Origin of the sequence: Halomonas sp. SL1 (assembly GCF_003030865.2) — a bacterium.
Lineage (GTDB): Bacteria > Pseudomonadota > Gammaproteobacteria > Pseudomonadales > Halomonadaceae > Halomonas > Halomonas halophila.
Genome location: NZ_PYUQ02000020.1, coordinates 30,279 through 51,907 on the forward strand (window position 1 = coordinate 30,279; position 21,629 = coordinate 51,907).

General features: G+C 69.2%; 21 protein-coding genes and 1 tRNA gene. 8 read left to right on the plus strand and 14 right to left on the minus strand.

What is annotated here, in order from left to right:
- Positions 1–65 precede the first annotated feature (65 nt).
- From cgtA to rplU, 3 genes are all read right to left on the minus strand, one after another.
- Positions 66–1,256, minus strand: a complete 1,191-nt coding sequence (cgtA, locus tag C9J49_RS13600) for an Obg family GTPase CgtA (RefSeq protein WP_035592827.1) — start codon at positions 1,254–1,256, stop codon at positions 66–68.
- Positions 1,257–1,341: 85 nt separating this feature from the next.
- A complete protein-coding gene (gene rpmA, locus C9J49_RS13605) occupies positions 1,342–1,599 on the minus strand; it encodes a 50S ribosomal protein L27 (protein ID WP_035592825.1) in 258 nt (85 codons plus the stop codon).
- Between the two features lie 34 nt (positions 1,600–1,633).
- On the minus strand, positions 1,634–1,945 hold the full coding sequence (gene rplU / locus C9J49_RS13610) for a 50S ribosomal protein L21 (protein WP_035592824.1): 312 nt from the start codon (positions 1,943–1,945) through the stop codon (positions 1,634–1,636).
- Between the two features lie 306 nt (positions 1,946–2,251).
- Between rplU and ispB the strand changes: the two genes are divergently transcribed.
- Positions 2,252–3,259, plus strand: a complete 1,008-nt coding sequence (ispB, locus tag C9J49_RS13615; RefSeq protein WP_107182423.1) for an octaprenyl diphosphate synthase — start codon at positions 2,252–2,254, stop codon at positions 3,257–3,259.
- Positions 3,260–3,364: 105 nt separating this feature from the next.
- Positions 3,365–3,441, plus strand: a tRNA-Pro gene (locus tag C9J49_RS13620).
- Positions 3,442–3,513: 72 nt separating this feature from the next.
- Here the strand turns inward: C9J49_RS13620 and C9J49_RS13625 are convergent.
- Positions 3,514–4,935, minus strand: a complete 1,422-nt coding sequence (locus C9J49_RS13625) for a sigma-54-dependent Fis family transcriptional regulator (RefSeq protein ID WP_107182424.1) — start codon at positions 4,933–4,935, stop codon at positions 3,514–3,516.
- A 177-nt stretch (positions 4,936–5,112) separates the two neighbouring features.
- Here C9J49_RS13625 and speB point away from each other — a divergent pair, with 177 nt between their 5' ends.
- The 4 genes from speB (at position 5,113) to C9J49_RS13645 (ending at position 10,644) form a co-directional block, all read left to right on the plus strand.
- Positions 5,113–6,063: an agmatinase gene (gene speB, locus C9J49_RS13630; protein ID WP_107182425.1), complete on the plus strand. Its 951-nt coding sequence runs from the start codon at positions 5,113–5,115 to the stop codon at positions 6,061–6,063.
- Between the two features lie 67 nt (positions 6,064–6,130).
- Positions 6,131–7,510: a YjiH family protein gene (locus C9J49_RS13635; RefSeq protein ID WP_107182426.1), complete on the plus strand. Its 1,380-nt coding sequence runs from the start codon at positions 6,131–6,133 to the stop codon at positions 7,508–7,510.
- 49 nt (positions 7,511–7,559) lie between these two features.
- The gene (locus C9J49_RS13640) at positions 7,560–9,194 is read left to right on the plus strand and encodes a 5-guanidino-2-oxopentanoate decarboxylase (RefSeq protein WP_107182427.1); all 1,635 of its coding nucleotides are present in this window, start codon (positions 7,560–7,562) and stop codon (positions 9,192–9,194) included.
- A 1-nt stretch (position 9,195) separates the two neighbouring features.
- Positions 9,196–10,644 carry an aldehyde dehydrogenase family protein gene (locus C9J49_RS13645; protein WP_107182428.1) on the plus strand — a complete coding sequence of 483 codons (1,449 nt, stop codon included), beginning with the start codon at positions 9,196–9,198 and terminating at the stop codon, positions 10,642–10,644.
- Between the two features lie 83 nt (positions 10,645–10,727).
- Here the strand turns inward: C9J49_RS13645 and C9J49_RS13650 are convergent, their stop codons facing one another.
- The 8 genes from C9J49_RS13650 to C9J49_RS13685 form a co-directional block, all read right to left on the minus strand.
- A complete protein-coding gene (locus C9J49_RS13650) occupies positions 10,728–11,003 on the minus strand; it encodes an amphi-Trp domain-containing protein (RefSeq protein WP_035596484.1) in 276 nt (91 codons plus the stop codon).
- Positions 11,000–12,421, minus strand: a complete 1,422-nt coding sequence (locus C9J49_RS13655; protein WP_107182429.1) for a metallophosphoesterase — start codon at positions 12,419–12,421, stop codon at positions 11,000–11,002. Before C9J49_RS13655 ends, C9J49_RS13650 begins: the two co-directional genes overlap by 4 nt.
- A gap of 96 nt (positions 12,422–12,517) precedes the next feature.
- Entirely contained in the window at positions 12,518–13,240 is a 723-nt protein-coding gene (locus C9J49_RS13660; RefSeq protein ID WP_046077782.1) for a histidine phosphatase family protein, read from the minus strand.
- Positions 13,237–14,214: an NUDIX domain-containing protein gene (locus tag C9J49_RS13665; RefSeq protein ID WP_107182430.1), complete on the minus strand. Its 978-nt coding sequence runs from the start codon at positions 14,212–14,214 to the stop codon at positions 13,237–13,239. Before C9J49_RS13665 ends, C9J49_RS13660 begins: the two co-directional genes overlap by 4 nt.
- A 2-nt stretch (positions 14,215–14,216) precedes the next feature.
- A complete protein-coding gene (locus tag C9J49_RS13670; RefSeq protein ID WP_052719238.1) occupies positions 14,217–15,317 on the minus strand; it encodes an HprK-related kinase B in 1,101 nt (366 codons plus the stop codon).
- The gene (locus C9J49_RS13675) at positions 15,314–16,207 is read right to left on the minus strand and encodes a GAK system ATP-grasp enzyme (protein WP_107182431.1); all 894 of its coding nucleotides are present in this window, start codon (positions 16,205–16,207) and stop codon (positions 15,314–15,316) included. Before C9J49_RS13675 ends, C9J49_RS13670 begins: the two co-directional genes overlap by 4 nt.
- A complete protein-coding gene (locus C9J49_RS13680; protein WP_107182432.1) occupies positions 16,200–17,840 on the minus strand; it encodes a phosphotransferase in 1,641 nt (546 codons plus the stop codon). Before C9J49_RS13680 ends, C9J49_RS13675 begins: the two co-directional genes overlap by 8 nt.
- Positions 17,821–18,306, minus strand: a complete 486-nt coding sequence (locus tag C9J49_RS13685) for an NUDIX domain-containing protein (protein WP_052719240.1) — start codon at positions 18,304–18,306, stop codon at positions 17,821–17,823. The genes C9J49_RS13680 and C9J49_RS13685 overlap by 20 nt, the downstream gene beginning before the upstream one ends.
- 149 nt (positions 18,307–18,455) lie before the next feature.
- Here C9J49_RS13685 and C9J49_RS13690 point away from each other — a divergent pair, with 149 nt between their 5' ends.
- On the plus strand, positions 18,456–19,649 hold the full coding sequence (locus tag C9J49_RS13690) for a GAK system CofD-like protein (protein ID WP_107182433.1): 1,194 nt from the start codon (positions 18,456–18,458) through the stop codon (positions 19,647–19,649).
- 7 nt (positions 19,650–19,656) lie between these two features.
- On the opposite strand, the gene C9J49_RS13695 is transcribed toward C9J49_RS13690, so the two are convergent.
- Positions 19,657–20,109, minus strand: coding sequence for a universal stress protein (locus C9J49_RS13695; RefSeq protein ID WP_046077786.1), 453 nt, complete (start codon positions 20,107–20,109; stop codon positions 19,657–19,659).
- Between the two features lie 127 nt (positions 20,110–20,236).
- On the minus strand, positions 20,237–20,467 hold the full coding sequence (locus C9J49_RS13700) for a hypothetical protein (RefSeq protein WP_046077787.1): 231 nt from the start codon (positions 20,465–20,467) through the stop codon (positions 20,237–20,239).
- Between the two features lie 113 nt (positions 20,468–20,580).
- Here C9J49_RS13700 and C9J49_RS13705 point away from each other — a divergent pair, with 113 nt between their 5' ends.
- Positions 20,581–21,381: a TlpA disulfide reductase family protein gene (locus C9J49_RS13705; protein ID WP_046077788.1), complete on the plus strand. Its 801-nt coding sequence runs from the start codon at positions 20,581–20,583 to the stop codon at positions 21,379–21,381.
- Positions 21,382–21,629 lie beyond the last annotated feature (248 nt).

The following is a 21,629-nucleotide window of genomic DNA, read 5'->3' on the forward strand; positions in this document are numbered from 1 at the left end:
GCGCCCGCCACAGCGGCCGGCGCGATGGCGCCGCCCGCTGCACCTCCAGCCTACTACGCCCGCCCTCAGGGGGCGTATTCGATCTCGACGTCGTAGTCGTCGTCATCGAAGTCGTCGTCATCGTCCTCGTCGTCGCGAGGACGCTTGCGACCCAGTCGGGCCTCGGTGCGGGCCACGGCCTCCTCTTCCATGCGACGACGCATCTCGCGCTCGTGCTCGGCGACCTCCTCGTCCTCGTTCTCGAGGCGGCGCCGCTCGGTGAGCCAGCGATGGGCGGCCTGCACCAGGGCCTCGGTGCCTTCGCCGCTGATCGCCGAGACGCGGAACACCGGACCGTCCCAGTCGAGGCGCCTGACGATCTCGTCGGCCACCGCCTCGCGCTCGTCTTCGGGCAACAGGTCGAGCTTGTTGAGCACCAGCCAGCGCGGCAGCTCGGCCAGCGTCGGCGAGAACTCGCCCAGCTCGCGGACGATGGCCTCGGCGGCTTCCACCGGATCGGACTCGTCGAAGGGCGCCACGTCGACCACGTGGAACAGCAGCCGCGAGCGGGTCAGGTGCTTGAGGAAGCGCAGTCCCAGGCCGGCGCCGTCGGAGGCGCCCTCGATCAGCCCGGGAATGTCGGCCATCACGAAGTGCTCGTGCTGACCGAGCTTCACCACGCCGAGATTCGGCACCAGGGTGGTGAAGGGATAGTTGGCGACCTTGGGCTTGGCCGCCGAGACCGAGCGGATCAGCGTCGACTTGCCGGCGTTGGGCAAGCCCAGCAGGCCGACGTCGGCCATCACCTTCATTTCCAGGCGCAGGTTGCGCCGCTCGCCTTCGGTGCCCGGCGTGGTGCGCCGCGGCGCCCGGTTGGTAGACGACTTGAAGTGGATATTGCCGAGCCCGCGGCGACCGCCCTGCCCCACCAGCACCACCTGACCGATCTCGGTGACGTCGGCGATCACCTCGAGGGTGTCCTCGTCGATCACCGTGGTACCCACCGGCACCTTGATGTGCAGGTCCTCGCCGGCGCGGCCGCTCATCTGCCGACCCTGGCCGGGCTGGCCGTTCTGGGCCTTGTAGAAGCGCTGGTACTTGAAGTCGATGAGGGTGTTGAGGGCGTCGTCACCGATCAGGTAGACACTGCCGCCATGGCCGCCGTCGCCCCCATCGGGGCCACCCTTGGGCACGTACTTCTCGCGGCGGAAGCTCAGGCAGCCATTACCGCCCTTGCCGGCTTCCACGATGATCGAGGCTTCGTCGACGAACTGCATCTGTCATTCTCCCGGCGGTGCATACCGCCATGATACAAGAAGGCCCCGCCATGGCGGGGCCTTCTCGCTACAGGTCCGGGCGGTCTCAGGCGGAGACGACGCTCACGAACTTGCGATTCTTCGGACCCTTGGTCTCGAACTTGACCACGCCTTCGTCCAGGGCGAACAGGGTGTGGTCCTTGCCGATGCCCACGCCGGCGCCGGCGTGAAACTTGGTGCCGCGCTGACGGACGATGATGTTGCCCGGAGCCACGGACTGGCCACCGAACAGCTTCACGCCAAGGCGCTTGGATTCGGAATCGCGACCGTTACGGGTAGAGCCCGCTGCCTTCTTATGAGCCATTGCAAATACCTCGCTCGTTCAGGGGAGTGACCGCTTACGCGGAGATCCCGGTGATCTTGACTTCGGTGAACCACTGACGGTGGCCCTGACGCTTCATGCTGTGCTTGCGGCGACGGAACTTGATGATGTTCACCTTGTCGCCACGGCCATGAGCGACGACCTCGGCAGACACCTTGGCACCGTCGACGGTCGGCGCGCCGACCTGGACGTCGTCATCGCCACCCACCAGCAGAACTTCATCGAACTCGATGGTGTCGCCGGTCGGCACTTCCAGCTTCTCGAGCTTGAGAGTCTGGCCTTCCTGAACGCGGTACTGCTTGCCACCGCTCTTGATCACTGCGTACATGCTTGTCTCTCCGGTACTCATCGGGGGTTGGCTCTTCATCGACCTGCTTCGAGTGGCGCCCCTTCCGGCAACCATCTGACAGGGAGCGAGATGAGTGGGCCGCGGATTATAACCGCACGCGCGCAGGACGACAACCCGGCCGGCACCCTGAACGCCGCGTCCGGCGCGGCCCGAGCACCAGCGCGGGCGCGCGCCTTGACGCCCCAAGGGGGGCCCCATAGCATGACCCTCACTCCCAGGCCGGCGCCAGGGGCATCGCGCACGGATGCCGCCCGCCGCCCCCACCACTTCGTCGATGCCGCCTTCATGTCAGCCAACCCTTCGTCGCCACAGCTCGAGAACGCCGTCCCCGCCTCGCCCATCCATGCCGTCGTCGCCGAGGACTTCGCCGCCGTCAACCGCACCATCCTCGAACAGCTCGCCTCCAAGGTGCCGCTGGTGGAGACCATCGGGCAGTACATCATCGACAGCGGCGGCAAGCGCCTGCGCCCGCTGCTGGTGCTGCTGGCCGCCCGCTCGCTGGGCGTCGAGGGCGACCGCCACATCACCCTGGCCACGCTGATCGAGTTCATGCACACCTCGACCCTGCTGCACGACGACGTGGTGGACGAATCCCACATGCGCCGCGGCAAGGCCACCGCCAACGATGCCTGGGGCAACGCGCCTTCGGTGCTGGTCGGCGACTTCCTCTATTCACGCTCGTTCCAGATGATGGTCGACGTGGGCTCGATGCGGATCATGGAAGTGCTCTCCACCGCCACCTGCACCATCGCCGAGGGCGAGGTCCAGCAGCTGACCAACGTCGGCAACCCCGACGTGGACGAAGCCGCCTACTTCGAGACCATCCAGGGCAAGACCGCCATGCTGTTCGAGGCGGCCTCCCACAGCGGCGCCCTGCTCGCCGGTGCCACGCCCGAGCAGGAAGACGCGCTGCGCCTGTACGGCCGCTACCTGGGCCTGGCCTTCCAGCTGGTCGACGACCTGCTCGACTACCAGGGCGACGCCGAGGCGATGGGCAAGAACGTCGGCGACGACCTGGCCGAGGGCAAGCCGACCCTGCCGCTGATCCAGGCCATGGCCGCCGGCACCGCCGAGCAGGCCAAGGTGGTCCGTCAGGCCATCCGCCAGGGCGGCCTCGAGCGCCTCGACGAGGTGCTGGCCATCGTCGACGAGACCGGCGCGCTGGAATACACCCGCGCCAAGGCCGAGGAGATGTCCGCCAAGGCCCTGGCCCAGCTGGATGCCCTGCCCGACTCCCCCTACCGCGACAGCATGGCCGAACTGGCTCGCCTGGCGGTGGAGCGCCGCAACTGAGCCCGAGGCCGGAGATCGGCGAAGACGGAGAAGTAAAAGAAGGGCTTGCATTCCGTCTTCGCCTACGTATAATACCCATCCGTCGCCGAGAGACACGGCAGACATCGGAGTATAGCTCAGCTTGGTAGAGCGCTGCCTTCGGGAGGCAGAGGTCGTAGGTTCGAATCCTGCTACTCCGACCAAGGACATCAGTAAAAACGCCCACTTAGCTCAATCGAGCGGTGGGCGTTTTTCGTTTCCCTCGGCTTGTTTCATTACCCCCACTGCCCGATCCGCAGCCCATGCTGACGAAGCTTGCGCACCACGCTGGGCTGGCTGATGCCGAGCCGCTCGGCCATGGCATAAGTGGAAGACAGCTCGCCGCATAGCTCGGCGAGGACGGCCCGCTCGGTGCGCGCCAGCATGGCCTTGAGCGATTCCCCTTCGAGCAGCGTGGCGGCGGCCCTCCCCTCGATGCTCCGGCCCGGCTCCGTCTCGGGCAGCGGCGCCGACCATTCCGCGGCCGCGCGCTCGCCACGAATGATATCTTCCCCGGCCGACAGCCAGGCCCGCTCCAGCCAGTTCTCGAGCTCCCGCACGTTGCCCGGCCAGTCCCGCCCCATCAGCTCCTGCCAGACGTCACGCCCGATCAGCTTGTCACGCCCATAGCGGGCGTTGAGACGCTTCAGCTGGCGTTCGACCAGACCGGGTATGTCCTCGCGGCGCTCGCGCAGCGGCGGCAGGGTGACGGGTATCACATTGAGGCGATAGTAGAGATCGAGACGGAACGCCCCCTCCTCGACCCGCCGGGCCAGGTCCTGGTTGGTCGCCACCACCAGCCGGAAGTCGATGCGCCTGGCCCGCGTATCGCCCAGCCGGGTCACGCTGCCGTCCTGGATGGTCTTGAGCAGCTTGGTCTGCATCGCCAGCGGCAGTTCGCCGATCTCATCGAGGAACAGGGTCCCGCCCTCGGCCTGCTCCAGGAGACCCGCCTTGCCCCCCGGCGCGGCACCGCTGAAGGCACCATGTCGATAGCCGAACATCTCCGACTCGAACAGGCTCTCCGGAATGGCGCCGCAATTGACGTCGATGAAGGGCCCATCGCCGCGCGCGCTCCAGCGGTGCAGCTGGCGGGCGAAGGCGGTCTTGCCGACGCCCGACTCGCCAAGCATCAGCACCGTGGCGTCGGTCGGCGCCACCCGCTGCAGCAGCAGCGCCACCTCGCGCATCACCCGGCTACGCACCTCGAGCTCGCCCAGGTCGACGTCCAGACCGGGCTCCTCGGCGCCGCCGCCACGCATGAGATGCTCGCTGAAGCGACGCTGCAGCAACGCATACTCTTCCTGGAGCATCTGCAGGTCGGTCAGGTCCATCGACCGGCTGACCACCGCCACCAGCTGGCCGCCCTGAAACACCGGATGCGCCTGCGCGATCACCCGCCGTCCGGTGCCGGTCACCTGCATCAGCTGGGCCGGCTTGCCGGTGCGGATGACCTCCAGGCTGATCGAGGGCTTCAGTACGCCTTCGGCCTCGAGCTGCTGCACGGTCGTGGCGCACAGTTCCTCACGAGACATGCCATAGACCGCCGCCGCGGCCGGGCTGACCTCGCAGACCCGCCCCTCGGTATCCACCACGAAGAAGTGATCGTGGGCGGTGTCGATGATGGTCTGCAGGATGCAGCTGTCGAGTTCGCTCATGGAAGGCCCCGTGATGCATAAATGAATCGCGCGATTCACCAATGTATCACGGCCACGGTGCCAGCGATCCAGAAATGAATCGACACACTCTAAACCTCCAACAATATCAGCTAGTTAAAAAGTGGCACGTTTCATGCTTAAGGTAACGATGAACAACCCCAATGATATGGAGCCCCAATGAGCGACTTTAACCAGCCCCTCGGCGGCAACGAGATGCCACGCTTCGGCGGCCCCGCCACCATGATGCGCCTGCCCACCCAGGACAGCGCCGCCGGGCTCGATGCCGCCTTCATCGGCGTGCCCATGGACATCGGCGCCTCCAACCGCCCCGGCACACGCCTGGGGCCGCGCCAGATCCGCGACGAGTCGCGCATGCTTCGCCCCTACAACATGGCCACCCGCGCCGCGCCCTTCGACAGCCTGCAGGTCGCCGACATCGGCGACGTGGCGATCAACACCTTCAACCTGCCCAAGAACCTCGACATCATCACCGGCTTCTACGACGAGGTGCTGTCTCACGACTGCGTGCCCTTGACGATGGGCGGCGACCACACCCTGACCTGGCCGCTGCTGCGCGCCATCGCCAGGAAGCACGGCCCGGTCGGCCTGATTCACATCGATGCCCACGCCGACGTCAACGAGCACATGTTCGGCGAGGAAATCGCCCACGGCTGCCCCTTCCGCCGCGCCCAGGAAGAGGGCCTGCTGGACAGCAACCGCGTGGTGCAGATCGGCCTGCGCGGCACCGGCTACGCCGCCGACGACTTCGACTGGTGCCGCGACCAGGGTTTCCGCGTCGTGACCGCCGAGCAGTGCTGGTACAAGTCGCTGGCGCCGCTGATGGCCGAAGTGCGCGAGCAGATGGGCGACGGCCCGGTGTACATCTCCTTCGACATCGACGGCCTGGACCCCTCGGTCGCCCCCGGCACCGGCACCGTCGAGATGGGCGGCCTCACCGCCCAGCAGGGGCTGGAGATCGTGCGCGGCGCGGCGGGCCTCAACGTCGTCGGCGGCGACCTGGTCGAGGTCTCGCCCCCCTATGACACCAGCGGCAACACCGCGCTGATGGGCGCCACCCTGCTCTACGAGATGCTCTGCGTGCTGCCCGGCGTGATACACCGCGACTGAGCCGACCCGACCCGCCCCCCCCCCCGGGGCCGGGTTCTACCCATTACAAGATCAATAGGGAAACCCCATGGCCAACTCCTTCGACACCCAACTGGCCAGTCGCGCGGCACCGCTGAGCCGCGCCGGACTGCTGAAGTTCCTGATCCCCTCGCTGCTGGGCATCGGCCTGTTCCTGGTGCCCTTCTCCACCGGCGACACCATCAACATCGGCATGGGCCTGATGGCCGACGGCCTCAAGGCGCTGCTCGGCGATGCCCTGCCGACCATCGCCACGGTCGTGCTGTGCCTGTCCGTAGCGCTGACGCTGACGGTCAAGCTGACTCGGCCCGCCTGGGCCCGCGAGGGCGCCCTGCACGAGCTGTTCGACGTGGCGCCTCTGTGGGTGATCATGCGCGTGCTGGGCGCGGCGTTCGCGCTGATGACCTACTTCCAGGTCGGCCCGGAGGCGGTCACCGCCTCCTTCACCGGGGGCGTGATGCTCAACGACCTGGCCCCGGTACTGCTGACCTTCTTCTTCTTCGCCGCCATCCTGCTGCCCTTCCTGGTCGACTTCGGCTTCATGGAGTTCATCGGCAGTCTGGTGCGCACGCCCTTCCGCAAGATCTTCGGCCTGCCCGGGCGCAGCGCCATCGATGCCACCGCCTCCTGGATGGGATCCGGGACCGTGGGCGTGCTGATCACCACCCAGCAGTACGAGCAGGGCTACTACAACGCCCGCGAGGCCTCGGCGATCGCCACCAACTTCTCCATCGTCTCGATCGCCTTCGCCCTGCTGGTCACCAGCTTCATCGGCATCAACCACCTGTTCGTGCCCTTCTACCTGACCGTGGTGGTCGCCGGCCTGGTCGCCGCCGTCATCGTGCCGCGCCTGCCGCCGCTGTCGCGCAAGTCGAACGCCTACCACGAGCCAGTAGGCTGCCAGATTCAGGAAGAAAACACCGGCGACCAGAGCCTGCTGCGCTACAGCCTGGGCATGGCCGTGGCACGTGCCGAGACCGCCCCGGGTCCGCTCAAGCTGGCACGCATCGCGCTGTTCAACGTCGCCGACATCTTCCTCGGCCTGCTGCCGCTGGTGATCGCCATCGGCACCGTGGCGCTGGTGCTGGCCGAATTCACGCCGCTGTTCACCTGGCTCTCCGCGCCCATGGTGCCGGTGCTGGAATGGATGCGGATCCCCGAGGCCGAGGCCGCCGCCCCCGCCACCCTGGTGGGCTTCGCCGACATGTTCCTGCCGGCGGTGCTGGCCAGCGACATCGAGAGCGAGCTGACCCGCTTCGTGATCGCCTGCCTGTCGCTGACCCAGCTGATCTACATGTCCGAGATCGGCGCCCTGCTGCTGAAATCGAAGATCCCGCTCAAGCTGTGGGAGCTGGTGGTGATCTTCCTGCTGCGCACCGCCATCACCCTGCCGATCATCGTGTTCATGGGCCATTGGCTGGTGGGCTGAGACGATCCCCATGAACCGCGAGAGCCTGAATCCTGAGAGAGAAACGCCCATGACCTGCGCCGACCTGCTGATTCGCCTGCTGCGCGACACCTACGGGGTGGACACCGTGTTCGGGATCCCCGGCGTGCATACCGTTGAGCTCTACCGCGGCCTCGCCGGCGGCGAGGGCAGCGGCATCCGCCATGTCACGCCGCGCCACGAGCAGGGCGCCGGCTTCATGGCCGACGGCTACGCCCGCGCCACCGGCAAGCCCGGGGTGTGCTTCATCATCACCGGGCCCGGCATGACCAACATCGCCACCGCCATGGGTCAGGCGCTGGCCGACTCGGTGCCGATGCTGGTGATCTCCAGCGTCAATCGCCGCGACACCCTGGGTCGCGGGCAGGGCCGGCTGCATGAACTGCCGAGCCAGCAGCAGCTGATCGCCGGGGTCGCCCGCTTCAGCCACACCCTGCTCGACCCCGAGGGCCTGCCCGAAACGCTGGCCCGGGCCTTCGCGGTATTCGAAGGCGCACGGCCGGGGCCTGTGCATCTCGAGATTCCCATCGATCTGTTCGATGCCCCGGTCCGCACGCCGCGGCACTGGCAGCGAGCGGCACTGGCCAAGGCCGCGCCGGATCCCGTGGCCATCGCCGAAGCAGGCGCCTGGCTGGCAGATGCCGCACGCCCGCTGGTGCTGCTCGGCGGCGGCAGCGTGGCCGCCCCCGAGGCCGCTCGCGCGCTGGTCGAGGCGCTCGATGCCCCCGCCGTCACCACCATCAACGCCAAGGGACTGCTCGGCCGCGACCATCCGCTGGACCTGGGCGCCAACGCCTCGCTGCCGGCGGTGCGCGAGCTGGCACGGGACGCCGACGTGGTGCTGGCCATCGGCACCGAGCTCGGCGAGACCGACTACGACGTGGTGTTCGACGACGGCTTCACGCTCGACGGCCAACTGATCCGCATCGACGTGGATCCCCAGCAGCTGGCCCGCAACCAGGCCGCCGACCTGGCCCTGGTGGCCGACGCCGGCCAGGCCCTCGCGGCCCTGGCGTCGCACTTCAAAGGAACCCGGCTGAACCGTGGCGGCGCCGAGCGTACACGGGCCGCCCATGAGGCGATGGGGCTCGCCGAGGACCCGGCCTTTGCCGCCTATGTGCCGCTGTTCGACACCCTGCGCGAGGCCCTGCCCGAGGCGATCCTGGTCGGCGATTCCTGCGCCACCACCTACGCGGCCAACCACCTGGTCGCCCAGCCGGCCCCGCGGCGCTTCTTCAACGCTTCCACCGGCTACGGCACCCTCGGCTACGGCCTGCCGGCGGCGCTCGGCGCCAGCCTCGCCCGCCCCGACCTGCCGGTGGTGGCCCTGGTCGGCGACGGCGGCGTGATGTTCACCCTGCCGGAGCTGGCCTGCGCGGTGGAGGAACGCCTGCCGGTAGTGATCCTGCTGTGGCACAACCAGGGCTACGAGGAGATCCGCCGCTTCATGGACGACGCCGGCGTCACCCGCCTCGGCGTCGACCTCCAGGCCCCGGACTTCCTCACCGTGGCCCGCGGCTTCGGCTGTGCCGCCACCCGCGTCGCCGCCCCCGCGGAGCTGGCCCAGGCGCTGTCCAGCCGCCCCGCCGACGGTCCGCTGCTGATCGAAGTCGACGCCGCGGCCTGGGCTCGCGCCGCCTCGCCTGAATTCGGACCTGGAGCCTGACATGCAACGACTCACCCAGCAGTTCATCGACAACCACTGGATCGCGAGCCGCAGCGAGCGCCGCCTGCCGGTGACCGATCCCTACCGCCAGGAGACGATCGCCGAGGTCACCGCCGGCGACCCGACCGACGTCGACGCCGCGGTGGACGCCGCGCGTCGTGCCCTGCCCGCCTGGCAGGCGCTGGGCGGCGAGCGTCGGGCGGCCTATCTCGAGGCCTTCGCCGACGCCCTCGCCGAGCGCCGCGAGGCGCTGATGCGGCTGTCTTCGACCAACAACGGCAAGGCCCTGGCCGAGACCGCCATCGATCTCGACGATGCCATCGCCTGCTATCGCTACTACGCCGGCCAGGCCCGCGACCTGGAGGCCCGCCAGGGGCGCCTGGTCGAGCATGGCATGGACGGCATCGAGGCCTGCACCTACGAGGACCCGGCCGGCGTGGTCGGGCTGATCACGCCCTGGAACTTCCCGCTGGTCACCAGCGCCTGGAAGATCGCCCCGGCGCTGGCCGCCGGCTGCACGATGGTGTTCAAGCCCTCCGAGGTCACCCCGCTGCCCGAACAGGCCGTGGCCGAGATCGCCCTCGAGATCGGCCTGCCGGCCGGGGTGCTCAACCTGGTGCACGGCGACGGCGAGGGCATCGGCGCGCCGCTCACCGCCCATCCGGGCATCGACAAGCTGTCCTTCACCGGCAGCAACGCCGTGGGCGAGAAGGTCATGCGCGCCGCCGCAGACGGCACCCGGGGCGTCTCGCTCGAACTCGGCGGCAAGTCGCCGATCCTGGTGCTGGACGACGCCGAGGTCGAGGCCGCCGCCGACTGGGTGATGGCCGGCATCTACTTCAACAGCGGGCAGATCTGCTCGGCCACCTCGCGGCTGATCGTGCATGCATCGCTGGCCGACGCGCTCTATGCGGCGCTGGCCTCGCGCATCGATGCCATCGGCCTGGGCGATCCGCTGGCCGACGATACCGACATGGGCCCGATGACCAGCGCGCGGCAGCGCGAGGCCGTGGAAGGCTACCTGTCCATCGCCGCCGAGGAGGGGCTTATCGCGGTGCGCGACGCCCGGCACCGCGACCTGCCCGCCCAAGGCGAATTCGTCGCGCCGACCCTGTATCGCGATGTGCCCGTCGGCAGCCGACTGTGGCGGGAGGAGGTCTTCGGCCCGGTGCTGTGCGCCCGCAGCGTCGACAGCGATGCCGAGGCGATCGCGCTGGCCAATGACTCCGCCTTCGGCCTCGCCGCCACCGTGATCTCGGGCGACGCCGACCGCGCCCGCCGCGTCGGCCGCGCGCTACGGGCCGGCAGCATCTGGTTCAACAGCGAGCAGCTGGTGCTGCCGGAGGCGAGCTGGGGCGGCTTCGGCATCAGCGGCATCGGCCGCGAGCTGGGCCCCTGGGGGCTGGCGGGCTACCTGGAGGTCAAGCACCTGATCAGACCGGCGGGCTGAATCGGCCCTGCCCTGCAATACACGACGCCCCGGCCGCCTGGCCAGGGCGTCGTCGTCTCAACGCGTTTCAGGAAAGACGATCCCTACTCGTCGTGGCCGACCTTCAGCGTCGACTTCTTCGCCTTGCCGTCATTGGCCTGCCAGGAAAGGCGGATGTCCAAGCGGTGGTAATCGTCTTCCTTGCGCGCGGTGATCTTGAGATTGATCAGCCCCTTGGGCGCGAGGCGGATCTCGCCTTCGTCGTCCGAGAACGACAGCACGCCCTTGGCCAGTCCCTTGGTGATCGCCTTGAGGATCTCCTGGGCGCCCTTGATGCTCTGCAGCGATTCGTGCCGGAAGAGGCTCTTCTCGGTCTTCATGATGGTCTTGCCTTCTTCTGGGTGGCCGCACACCGTTTCTCGAGATAGCGCTCCGGCTCGAAGACCTTGGCATGCGGATAGTCGTTGCTGATGCCGATCACCCGGCCCCCCGGGTCGATGATGGTCACGCCCATGCCATGCCCCTCTAGCCCTTCCTTGCGACGCGAGTTGCGGTCCAGGGTGATGTCGCCCTCGATGTGCAGCATGCCGCGGCGGATCATCAGGCGCTGCCCGGCGGTGAGGTTGATATGGCCGTGCACCACGGCGTGGATGCCCTGGCGATAGACGCGGTCGACGCCGAGTTCGGTCAGGGGAAAATCGACCTTGCGATACTTGGTGCGCAGGGTGTTGGCCAGCGGCCCATAGTAGAACCCGAAGGGATCCTCGAGCACCTGCTCGGAGAAGCGCCGGTTCAACGCCTCGACGCCTTCGTCCTCGATCAGGCGAGCGGTGCTGTCGTCCAGCCCGGCGTGCACGAACAGGAAGGAACCCTCCCGGTGGGCGAGCCGCATGGCCTCGAAGAACCAGGCGAACTCGCCCTCCGGGCGCAGGAACAGCGCGCACAGCACCTGCGACGCGGCGTAGACCTGGCGCAGCGTCAGGTCGGCCTTCTCGCAGGCGGCCTCGAAGTTCGCCACCTTCTTGCGCAGCCGGGCGAGCTCTCGCTCGATGGCCTTGTCGCTCATCTGCTCCCGGGCCATGGCCGGGAAGGCCTCGAACCAGCCCTCGTCGGGAAACAGCCGCCGCCGGCAGCCCTTCCTGCCCGGGACGCCGGCCAGCGGCTTCTTCTTGCCGGCCAGGTACTCGGCGTACACCTCCTTGAGCAGCGGGATGGCCTTGCTGCCCATGCGCACGAAGAGGTGCTCGGTGCGCGGCGAGCGCTCGTGCTCCAGGGCCATCAGCCCCATCAGCAGGCGCATGTCATGGTTGCCCGCCAGCAGCGTCACCCGGGCGCCGCTGTCCATCAGCCGGCGCAGGCTGCGCAGCAGCGTCAGGTTGCTGGGCCCCTTGTCCAGGCAGTCGCCGCCGATCACGAAGGCGCCCTTGCGGCCGCGCTTGGTCAGGCGGATCTCATCGAGGCCCGGCCCGGTCTGCTTCACGCCGCCCGAGGCCACCAGCGAGCCCACGAAGGCCTGCGCATCGGCGTGCGGGTCGGAGATGAAGAAGACCCGACGCTCGGGCCAGGCCCAGGGGCGATGCGACACCGCGCGGCGCAGCAGGCGGGTGACCACCGCCGGCGAACTGCCGCCCCGCGCCTGGGCGTTGCGCCCGCCCGGCACCCAGGGCTCCGCGGTGGTCGGCAGCGCCTCGGTCAGCCACGACGGTCCCTTGTAGCGGGGAAAGCCGCGGGGAACACCGCGGCCCTCATCGCCGACATTCACGCCGGATGTCTCGGAACGGGCCTGACCACTCGCCATGTGCGGGCTCCTGGAGAAAGAAGGGAAGAAGGAAGCGGGAACGGGCCAGCCTATGACCTCGAGGTGACGGTTCGATGACGCCCCGGTGCGCCTGGGCTAGTCGTGGTAGCCATCGCCGCCCCTCACCTTCCAGCGTCCGCCGACATGATGCCAGCGGCCGTGGGCATCGCGCTCCAGGTAGACCGGCGCGGCGTGATACATGCTCAGCCGGGCGATGTCGTCGAAGGCCAGCACGCCGAGTCGATGGGCGGCGTGGCGGAAGGAGGCCCCGTGGCCGACGAAGACCTTGAGCGTGTCCTGACCGGCCTGCGCCGACAGCGCGGCCATGCGCGACTCGAGATGCTCGGCGACGCGCTCGCCGGCCTCCATCAGCGACTCCGCCCCGGGCAGCGGCAGGCGGAAGTGGCTGTTCGACTTCCAGTCCGCCGGCAGCTCGCCGCAGCGCGGGTCCGCCGCGACCACCTCGGCGATCTGCGCCGCGGTCAGGTTCGCCGCGCAGCCCAGCCCGCGCTCGGCCAGGGCGGAGAAGCTCTCGACCCGCGGCGCCGCCTCGCACGGCACGCCGGCCGAGGAAAGCGCCGCTTTGAGGCCCTCGGCGGTCTGCCAGGCCCGCAGCAGGCGCGAGGCATCGATGGTCTCGGCCAGGCGCCAGCCTTCGGCGGCCAGGGTCTGCGCCAGCGCGAGACCGGCCTCGGCGGCCTGGACTTCCCCACGCTCGGTCAGCGGGAAGGGCTGGTGGGCGCTCGGCGTATCGGCCAGCTGGTGATAGTCACCATGGCGGATCAGCGCCGCGATGGTGCGGGGCGTGCGATTTGTCATGACGCGCCTCCCGACTGGAGACGCGCCGCCAGCGCGCGCAGCTCGCTCGCCAGCGCCTCGCCCTTGACCGCCGCGGCGGCCTCCTCGGGCGCGAACCAGCGCCGGGTACGGTGCGGCTCCTCGCGGTCATGCTGCGGCTGCTCGGCGTCGACGCGCATGGCGAACAGCGCCACCTCACAGGTCGCGCCCCACTTGGCCTGGCGATAGTGGCCCGGCGCCACCGCGGCGATCGCGCCGCTGATGCCGGCCTCCTCGCCCGCCTCCTTGAGCGCCGAGGCCTCGGGGGAAAGCCCCGGTTCGACGATGCCCTTGGGCAGGCTCCAGTGGCGATTGCTGCTCGAGCCGATCAGCAGCACCTCAAGTGCGCCATCGCGCCAGCGATAGGGCAGCACCGCGGACTGGGTGTAGTAGTAGGCCGGCCGCTCGCGCCGCTCGGCGCCGTCGGGAAACGGGAAGGGAAAGCCCTCGGGCAGCACCTTCGGGCGCTGTAGCTCGAGCAGCCGCGCCCCGCCGGCGGCGAGCGACGCCCAAGCGACGTCCAGGCCGAGGCGCGCCAGCGCCGCGGTGGGCAGTCGCTTGCCGTCTTCCGCGTCGGGAAGCGGTTCGGGCGAGAGCCAGTCGAGGAATTCCTCCAGCCCGGGGTTGTGGCCGACCACCATCAGCCGCGAGATATCGTCCGGGCAGCGCGCCACCACGTGCGCCAGCGCCTCGGGATCGCCCTCGTAGAGCGCCGGCTCCAGCGTCACGGCCTCGGCGGTCAGCCCCATGGCCTTGGCGCACTTCTCGGCGGTGGCCCGGGCGCGCTCGGCGGGCGAGGTCAGGATGCGCTGCGGCACCCGCCCCTGCTCGGCCAGCCAGGCGCCCATGCGCTGGGCGCCGAGCTTGCCGCGCTTCTTCAGCGGCCGCTCGAGATCGTCAACCGGCACCGACCCGTCGGACTTGCCGTGGCGCAGCAACAGCAGCTCGCGAGACATGGCTAGCCCTCCAGCAGGGGAATGAGATGCCCCGCCACCAGGGCATTGAAGTCGATGCCGCCGCTGACCTCGAACACCGGCACGCCGGCCAGCACGTCCAGGTAGGCGGCCTCGTCGAGGGGCTCGTCGTCGGCCAGGAAGCTGCCGTCCGCACGCTGATAGAAGGGCCCCGCCGACTTCATGATCGCCGCCAGCAGGTCGCGACGCTGCGTCAGATCCACGGCGGCGACCCGCGGCGAGCTCGCGTCGTCGCGGCGCCAGTTGAGGACCACGAAGCCTCCCAGGGTCGCCTCATCAGTCAGGCGATCGGGACCGTAGAGCGCGGCGACGGGCACGTCGTGCTTCTCTTCCAGCTCCCACAGCGCGTCGGCCGGCAGCGCCCTCAGCTGATCCCGGCGCGCGGCCGGGATCAGCGTCTCGAGGCGGGGATTGTGGAGCGCGGTGCCGGGATTGATGCGCGGCTGCTTGGGCACGCCGGCGGCCCGCACCTCGCCGCCCTCGCGCTTGAGGAACAGCCGGTCGTTGGTCAGGAAGACGGTCGCGGGATGCTCCAGGGCGTGCAGCATGGCGGTGGACTTGCCGCCGCCGGAGAAGGCGGCGATGGCCAGCGCCCGGCCGTCGCGCACCAGCGCCGCGGCGTGGCAGACCTGCCAGTCCGCCCGCTGCAGGTGATTCATGTATTGGGCGATGACGAAGTTCACCACCTGGTTGTCGTGGGCCAGGCAGGGCCCGGCCGCGATGCAGTGCGGCGCGCTCTGCAGGAACACCATGCCGGTGCGCACCTTGCGCACCAGCCGGCCGCCGGGCAGGTCGTGGACGCTGTCCTTGCGCCCGGTCTTGCCCGGCTCGCGGGCCCAGTCGACGAAGGCGGTGTCCAGCACGGGCGCCTCGCGCTCGATGGCGATCACCTCGAGCGTCGCCGACGCCTGGGGCGCCAGGCAGTGGGCGAAGTAGTCGCCGAGACGATCGAGCAGCGCGGCCGAGTTGGAGCGAATCGCCAGCGTCGCCCGCCCCATGTCGAGCACCAGCGCACGCTCGAGCAGTTCGGCCTCACCGATCAGCGTCTCGGCCAGGGCCGCCGGCGTGGCGTTCGCGGTGCTCATAGCTCGCTCAGCACGTGGTCGAGGTAGGCGCCGGCGGCGTCGATACCCGCGCCCTCCAGGGCGCCGCGGAAGCCGCCGAAGGCGGACACCTCGAAGACGATCGGGCCGTCCGGGGTCTCGGCCACGTCCACGGTGGTGAAGTCCAGGCCGAAGGGCGCCTGGGCCCTAGTGGCCAGGTCGATCAGCGCCTCCGAGGGCGCATAGGCCTCGTAGCGGCCGCCGCTGTGGATGGTGGTGTTCCAGCTGTCGCCGCTCTGGGGCACGCGGGCGTAGGTGCCGAGGTAGCGCCCGCCGGCGAACACCATGCCCAGATCGCGGCCGGGCAGCTCGACCTTGCGCTGCAGGTACATCATCGGATTGTCGCGGCGGAAGGCCTCGACCTCGGCGCGCAGCGCCTCCGGCGACTGGTCGGCGGAGATCACGCACATGCCCCGGGCCTTGGTCGAGAACAGCGGCTTGAAGACCGCCTCGCCGAAGCGCTGGACGGCCTCGCAGGCGCTGTCGACGTCCTCGGTGACGACCGTCTCCGGCATCGGGATGCCGGCGTGGCGCAGGGTGAGGGTGCAGCTGAGGCGATTGATCAGCCGCAGCATCTTCTCGGCGCCGCTGAACACCCGCACGCCCCGGGCCTCCGCCGCCCGCAACAGCTCCAGGCGATCCAGGCTGTCGGGGCTGTACTCGGCGCTGATCTTCTTCACGACCAGGGCGTCCAGCTCGCCGAGATCCAGGCCCCGGTGGTCGAGGCGGCCGGTGGTCAGGTCGAGGCTGATGTGCTGAAGGTCGATCACCGCACGAAACCCGGTCCGCGCCTCGATGGCGTCGGCCAGCACCTCGGTGGACCACTTGCCGGGAATGCCCACCACGCCGATCCTGGGATTGGGGTCAGTCAACGAAAATCTCCTTCATGGGAATACGAAAACGGTCGGCCTTCTCCAGATCGGCCGCCAGGACCCGCTCGAGCAGATAGCGCGCGCGCAGGAACATGCGGCTGGCCAGCGACTGGTCGAGGATGAAACGGGTCGAGGTGGCGAAGGAGCGCGCCAGCCCCAGCGCCAGCCTCAGCTCGAAGGTGGTGTCGCCTCGGGACGTCGCATAGCGCCGCGCCGTGCGATAGAAGTCCTGGGCCAGGCCCATGATGCGACGGCGCAGCGGGGCATCCATGATCTGCAGCCGATAGTTGGAGACCATGAACACCGAGACGTCCTGCACGTAGTCCATGTAGCTGGAGCGGTGCAGGTCGATGAAGTTGATCCGCCGCTCGAGCGGGTCGTAGATGATGTTGTCGACGTTGAAGTCGCCGTGGATGTACACCGAGAACGGCGCACCCAGCTCGGCCTCCCGGACTCTGGCGCGCTCGACCAGCGCATCGAAGCCGAGCAGCTCGACGCCGCACACCGTCGCGCCGCTGCTACGGAACTCGGGATGGATCTTGTAGACCTCGCCGAGGCGCTTCTCGAGCTGCTGCATGTAGCCGGCGGCGACCGGGGTGTCGGTATGGGTCTCCTGCCACACCGACTTCAGCGTGCGGGTGAGCCGCTTGAGGGCCTCGTCGAGCAGCTCGGGCGACTCGTTGAGCAGGATGTGCTCGAAGGTGAAGCCGGGCAGGTGCTCGATCAGCAGCGCCGCCGACTGGCCGCGCTTCTTGTAGGACAGGATCCTGGGCGCCAGGCCGGGATAGATCTCGTGCCAGCTCTCGACCCCCTGGCGCTCTTCCTTGACCTTGCGCTTGAGGCCGTCCTTGAAGATCGCCACGTAGTCGTCGTCATCGCCCGTGGAGATGCCCGAGATGCTGCTGCCCGATCGGGTCTCGGCGATGGGCGCCATGCTGAAGGCCTCGTCCTCGCCATCGGCCAGCTCCTCGACCAGCGAGTGCAGCGAGCGATAGCGCTCGAAGTTCATCGACTGCCCCAGGTTGGCCGAGATGATCACCTCGCTGAGATGCAGCAGCACGTCGCCCATCTGGCGGATCGTCTGGGCCACGAACAGCGCCCGGGTCAGGTCCTCGGTGCTGTTGTCGCGCTGCTTGAGCGCGGTGACGCCGTCGCCCACCCGCTGCTGGACGCGCTTGTGCAGCGTGTCCTGGAGGCGGCCGATCTGCAGCGCCTGCTGGGTGTCGCTGTCGGCGACCGCGCCCTCGACCATGGCCACGCCGGAGCGCACCAGCGCCAGCATCGGCGGGAAGTCCTCCGGCGACAGCACCGCGGGATCGTCGACGTCGACCAGCTGGCGCACGCCCTCGCGGGCCAGCTCGGTGAGGCGGTCCAGGTCCGTCGCCACCAGCTCCAGGCTGCGCAGGATGCGCCGCCGCGCCTGGCCCGTCTTCTTGCGCGACAGCCGCCGGACGCAGTCGGCATGGATGCGCATCTTGAGGTTGCGGGCGTAGCCGTCGCGCTCCGAGACGCGCCGGGCGATGGCCGCGGTCGGGGTGGCGAAGAAGGCCTGGAGATTGGCCAGCTGGGAGTCCACCTCGACGCACAGAAAGCGCAGGTTGTCCTGGATGCTGTCAGGTATCCGCTGGGTCATGGAACTCGCCCGCATAGAGTGGTTCGGCCGGGAGCGCGCCGGCGCCCACCAGGCGAGGCAGCAGATCGGCCAGATAGAAGGGGGAGAACGCCAGCCGCGGAAGGGCATCGATCCCGACCCAGCACACCTCGAGCTGGCGCTTGTCGGGGCTCGTACCGCTACGCGGCGTGTAGTCATCGGGCACGGTCGCGAGAAACAGGAAGTCGACCTGGTGTCGGCGCAGCGGCGGCTCGGTGCGCTTGAGCTTGACGTAGTCGCAGACCCGCACCAGGGTCGGCGACAGCACCTCGGTATCGATCTCCTCGCGGCACTCCCGCTGCAGGGCGGTCTCCAGGGATTCGCCGGTGTCCTGCCCGCCGCCGGGCAGGGCATAGACGTCGCCCTGCTTCCTCAGCAGAAGCAGGCGCTCGTCGCGCAGGATCAGCGCTCTGGCCGAATTGCGCACCCCGGGAATCAGCTCGGCCATGTTCGAGTCGCTCGTACGTCACACATCGTTAGCATGCCACAAAAAATATGACATATTTGTGACAACGCCCCGCGCCACTCAAGCCCGCGACACCGTGGCCGAAAGCAGGCAAGCTAGCCCGAAAGTCCGCCACAGGGAAGATCGACGGCATGGTCGACGTTCGCGTCACCCGCACCGCCCTGGTGCCCGACCCGCTGCGGGTCCAGCGCTACCAGAAGGCCCCGGAACTGGGCCCGCGTCTGCTGTTCTTCAGCGGCGGCTCGGCCCTCAACGGCGTGTCACGGCGGCTGCAGCACTACACCCACAACTCCATCCACCTGGTGACGCCCTTCGACTCCGGCGGCAGCTCCGCCAAGCTGCGCGAGGCCTTCCACATGCCCGCCATCGGCGACCTGCGCAGCCGGCTGATGGCGCTGGCCGACGACTCCATCCTCGGCCATCCCGAGGTCTACCGGCTGTTCACCCACCGGCTGCCGAAGGACGGCGAACCGTCGGCCCTGCGCGCGACCCTGGATGCGCTGGTGAGCGGGCGCCATCCGCTAACCGACGACATCTCCAACCCCATGCGCCGGCTGATCTGCCACCAGCTCGGCTTCTTCCGCGAGGCGATGCCCGCTGACTTCGACCTGCGCGGCGCCAGCATCGGCAACCTGATCCTAGCGGGCGGCTACCTGAACAACCACCAGCAGCTCGATCCGATCATCTTCCTGTTCTCCAAGCTGGTGCACGTGCGCGGCACGGTGCGCGCCGTGGTCAACAAGGACTACCACCTGGCGGTCACGCTGGAAGACGGCCGCCGGGTGCTGGGCCAGCACCGCATCACCGGCAAGGAGGTCGCGCCGCTGACCTCGCCCATCGCCGGCCTCGAGCTCTCGGCCAGTCGCGACCGCGACGAGCCCGTCACCGCCAGGCTGCGCAAGAAGAACCGCCGGCTGATCGCCTCCGCCGAGCTGATCTGCTATCCGCCGGGCAGCTTCTACTCCAGCCTGCTGGCCAACCTGCTGCCGGAAGGCGTCGGCCGGGCCATCCACGCCAACCGTTGCCCCAAGGTGTTCATACCCAACTCGAGCCCCGACCCCGAGCAGGCCGGCATGGGACTGGAGCAGCAGATCAGCGTGCTGCTCGATACCCTGCGCCGCGACATCGGCGAAGCCCGCCCCGCCCACGAACTGGTGAACTTCGTGCTGCTCGACCGGGCGCGCGGCGACTACCCCGGCGAGCTGTCCGACGCCTTCCTGAAAGAGCTCGGCATCACTCTGATCGACACCCGGCTGATCGGCGAGAGCGGCACGCCGCACTACGATCCCGACCTGCTGGCCACGGCCCTGCTGTCGCTGGTGTAGGCGGGCGTCAGGCTACGGTAATGACCGAACACTCGGCGACGTGGCTGACCTTGTGCGAGGTGCTGCCGAAGATCATGCCGTGCATGTCGCTGATCCCGCGACTGCCCATCACGATGGCGTCGACGCCGCGCTGAGATGCCTCATGGAGGATCGTCTCGGCCGGCATGCCCTGACGCACCACTGACTCGACCTCGAGGCCGCTCAGGTCGACGGCGTCGCGCACCTTCTGCAGGGCATCGTCGGCGTCGGCCTTCAGCGAGTCGGCGATATCGTTCCAGTTGTCCGCGGTGAAGGGCTCGGGCATGCCGCCGGTGAACAGCCCCATGTTACCGGGCGGATACTCGGCCACGGTCAGCAGGATCAGCGACGCGGAGGAGCCCCGCGCCAGCTGCGCCGCGACGCCCAGCGCCTTGGCGGAGTGCTCGGAGCCGTCGACGGGCACGAGGATGGACTGATACATGGTGGCCTCCTGCAGGCGGATCAGGGGAAACGCTCCGCTCCCCACGGTCCTTTCAGCCTAGTCGCTGGCGGCGCAGGCGGCCGGGGATCGCCCGTGAGCTTGACGGACATCAAGCCGCGGGCCTTGCTCAGTCGTCGTCGGCCAGGCGACGCGCCATGGCCTTGCGCGCCTTGTTGCGACGATAGAGGCGCACCAGGGCGATCCACAGCGCGACCGCCACCATGGCGACCAGGGTCCAGCCCTGCCACACGCGTGCCGCGTCGCCGAGCATAGTTTCCAGGGTGATGATGAGGATGAAGCCCAGGGCCTGGCTGGCAATGGCCAGGGCCCGCAGGGTGTCGAAGGCCTGTCGTGCCATGAGTGCTCCCGCTGGATGACAGCCCCGCCCGCCGACAGTAGGCTTGGTGGGGTCAATTCGCCCAGTGTACCCGGTCCGGCCCGACGCGCCGACCCTGCCTCGAGAGAGCCCTCATGGATGCCATCGCCCTCGGGCCCGTGCTGCTTCCCCTGCCCCGCCTCTACGCCCTGGCCTGTGCTCTGCTGCTGCTCGTCGCCGCCGCCCTGGCCCTGCGCCTGCCCCGCGCCCGCCGAGCGCGCTGGTTCAACGGCCTGATCATCGCCTGGCTGGTCGGCGCGCGGCTCGGCCACGTGGCCCTGAACCTGCCGGCCTACGAAGCGGCGCCGCTGGACGCGCTGAAGCTGTGGCTGCCGGGCTATCAGGCGTGGCTCGGCCTGCTCGCCGCCCTGGCCTGGAGCGCCTGGGCGCTGCGCGACCGCCTGGCCGCCATGCTCGGCGCCCAGGGCCTGACGATCGGCGCCACCCTGGCCTGGCTGGCGCTGATGAGCTGGGCGCCGCTGGGCAGCGGCATCACGCCTCGCGCCCTGCCCGAGTTGACGCTCGAGAACCTCGAGGGCGAGCCGGTCAATCTCGCCGAGCTTTCGGGCCAGCCGGTCATCGTCAACCTGTGGGCGACCTGGTGCCCGCCCTGCCGCCGCGAGCTGCCGCTGCTCGCCGAGGCCGACGCCCGGGACGACGTCACCGTGGTGGTGGTCAACCAGGGCGAGGACCTGCTGCCGGTGGCGCGCTATCTCGATGCCCAGGGACTCACCTTCGAGCACGCCCTGCTCGACCCGCGCCAGTCGCTGATGGTGGCCAGCGATGCCCCGGGACTGCCCACCACCCTGCTGTTCGACGCCGAGGGCCGCACCCGGGAGCGCCACGTCGGCGAGCTGACCCGAGCGACCCTCGATGGCTGGCTGGACGCGGAGTAGGCACCAGTTCCGACCACGTCGGCAAGCCGTAGAGGAACTCCTGCGCTATAGGTGAGGAGGATTCCTCCGAACGGGCTGGCCATGGAGGGCCAGCACCGGTCCTGCAAGCGTAGCGGGACGCGAGAGCGCCGCAGGGCGCCGGGAGCTACAGGGAAGTATTCGTGCGTTTCCGGAAGGCCGGCCCCGCTCGCAGGCTTGCCGACGATTGAGACATCATCCGAGGCGAACCGAGATTGCTAGGGGAAACC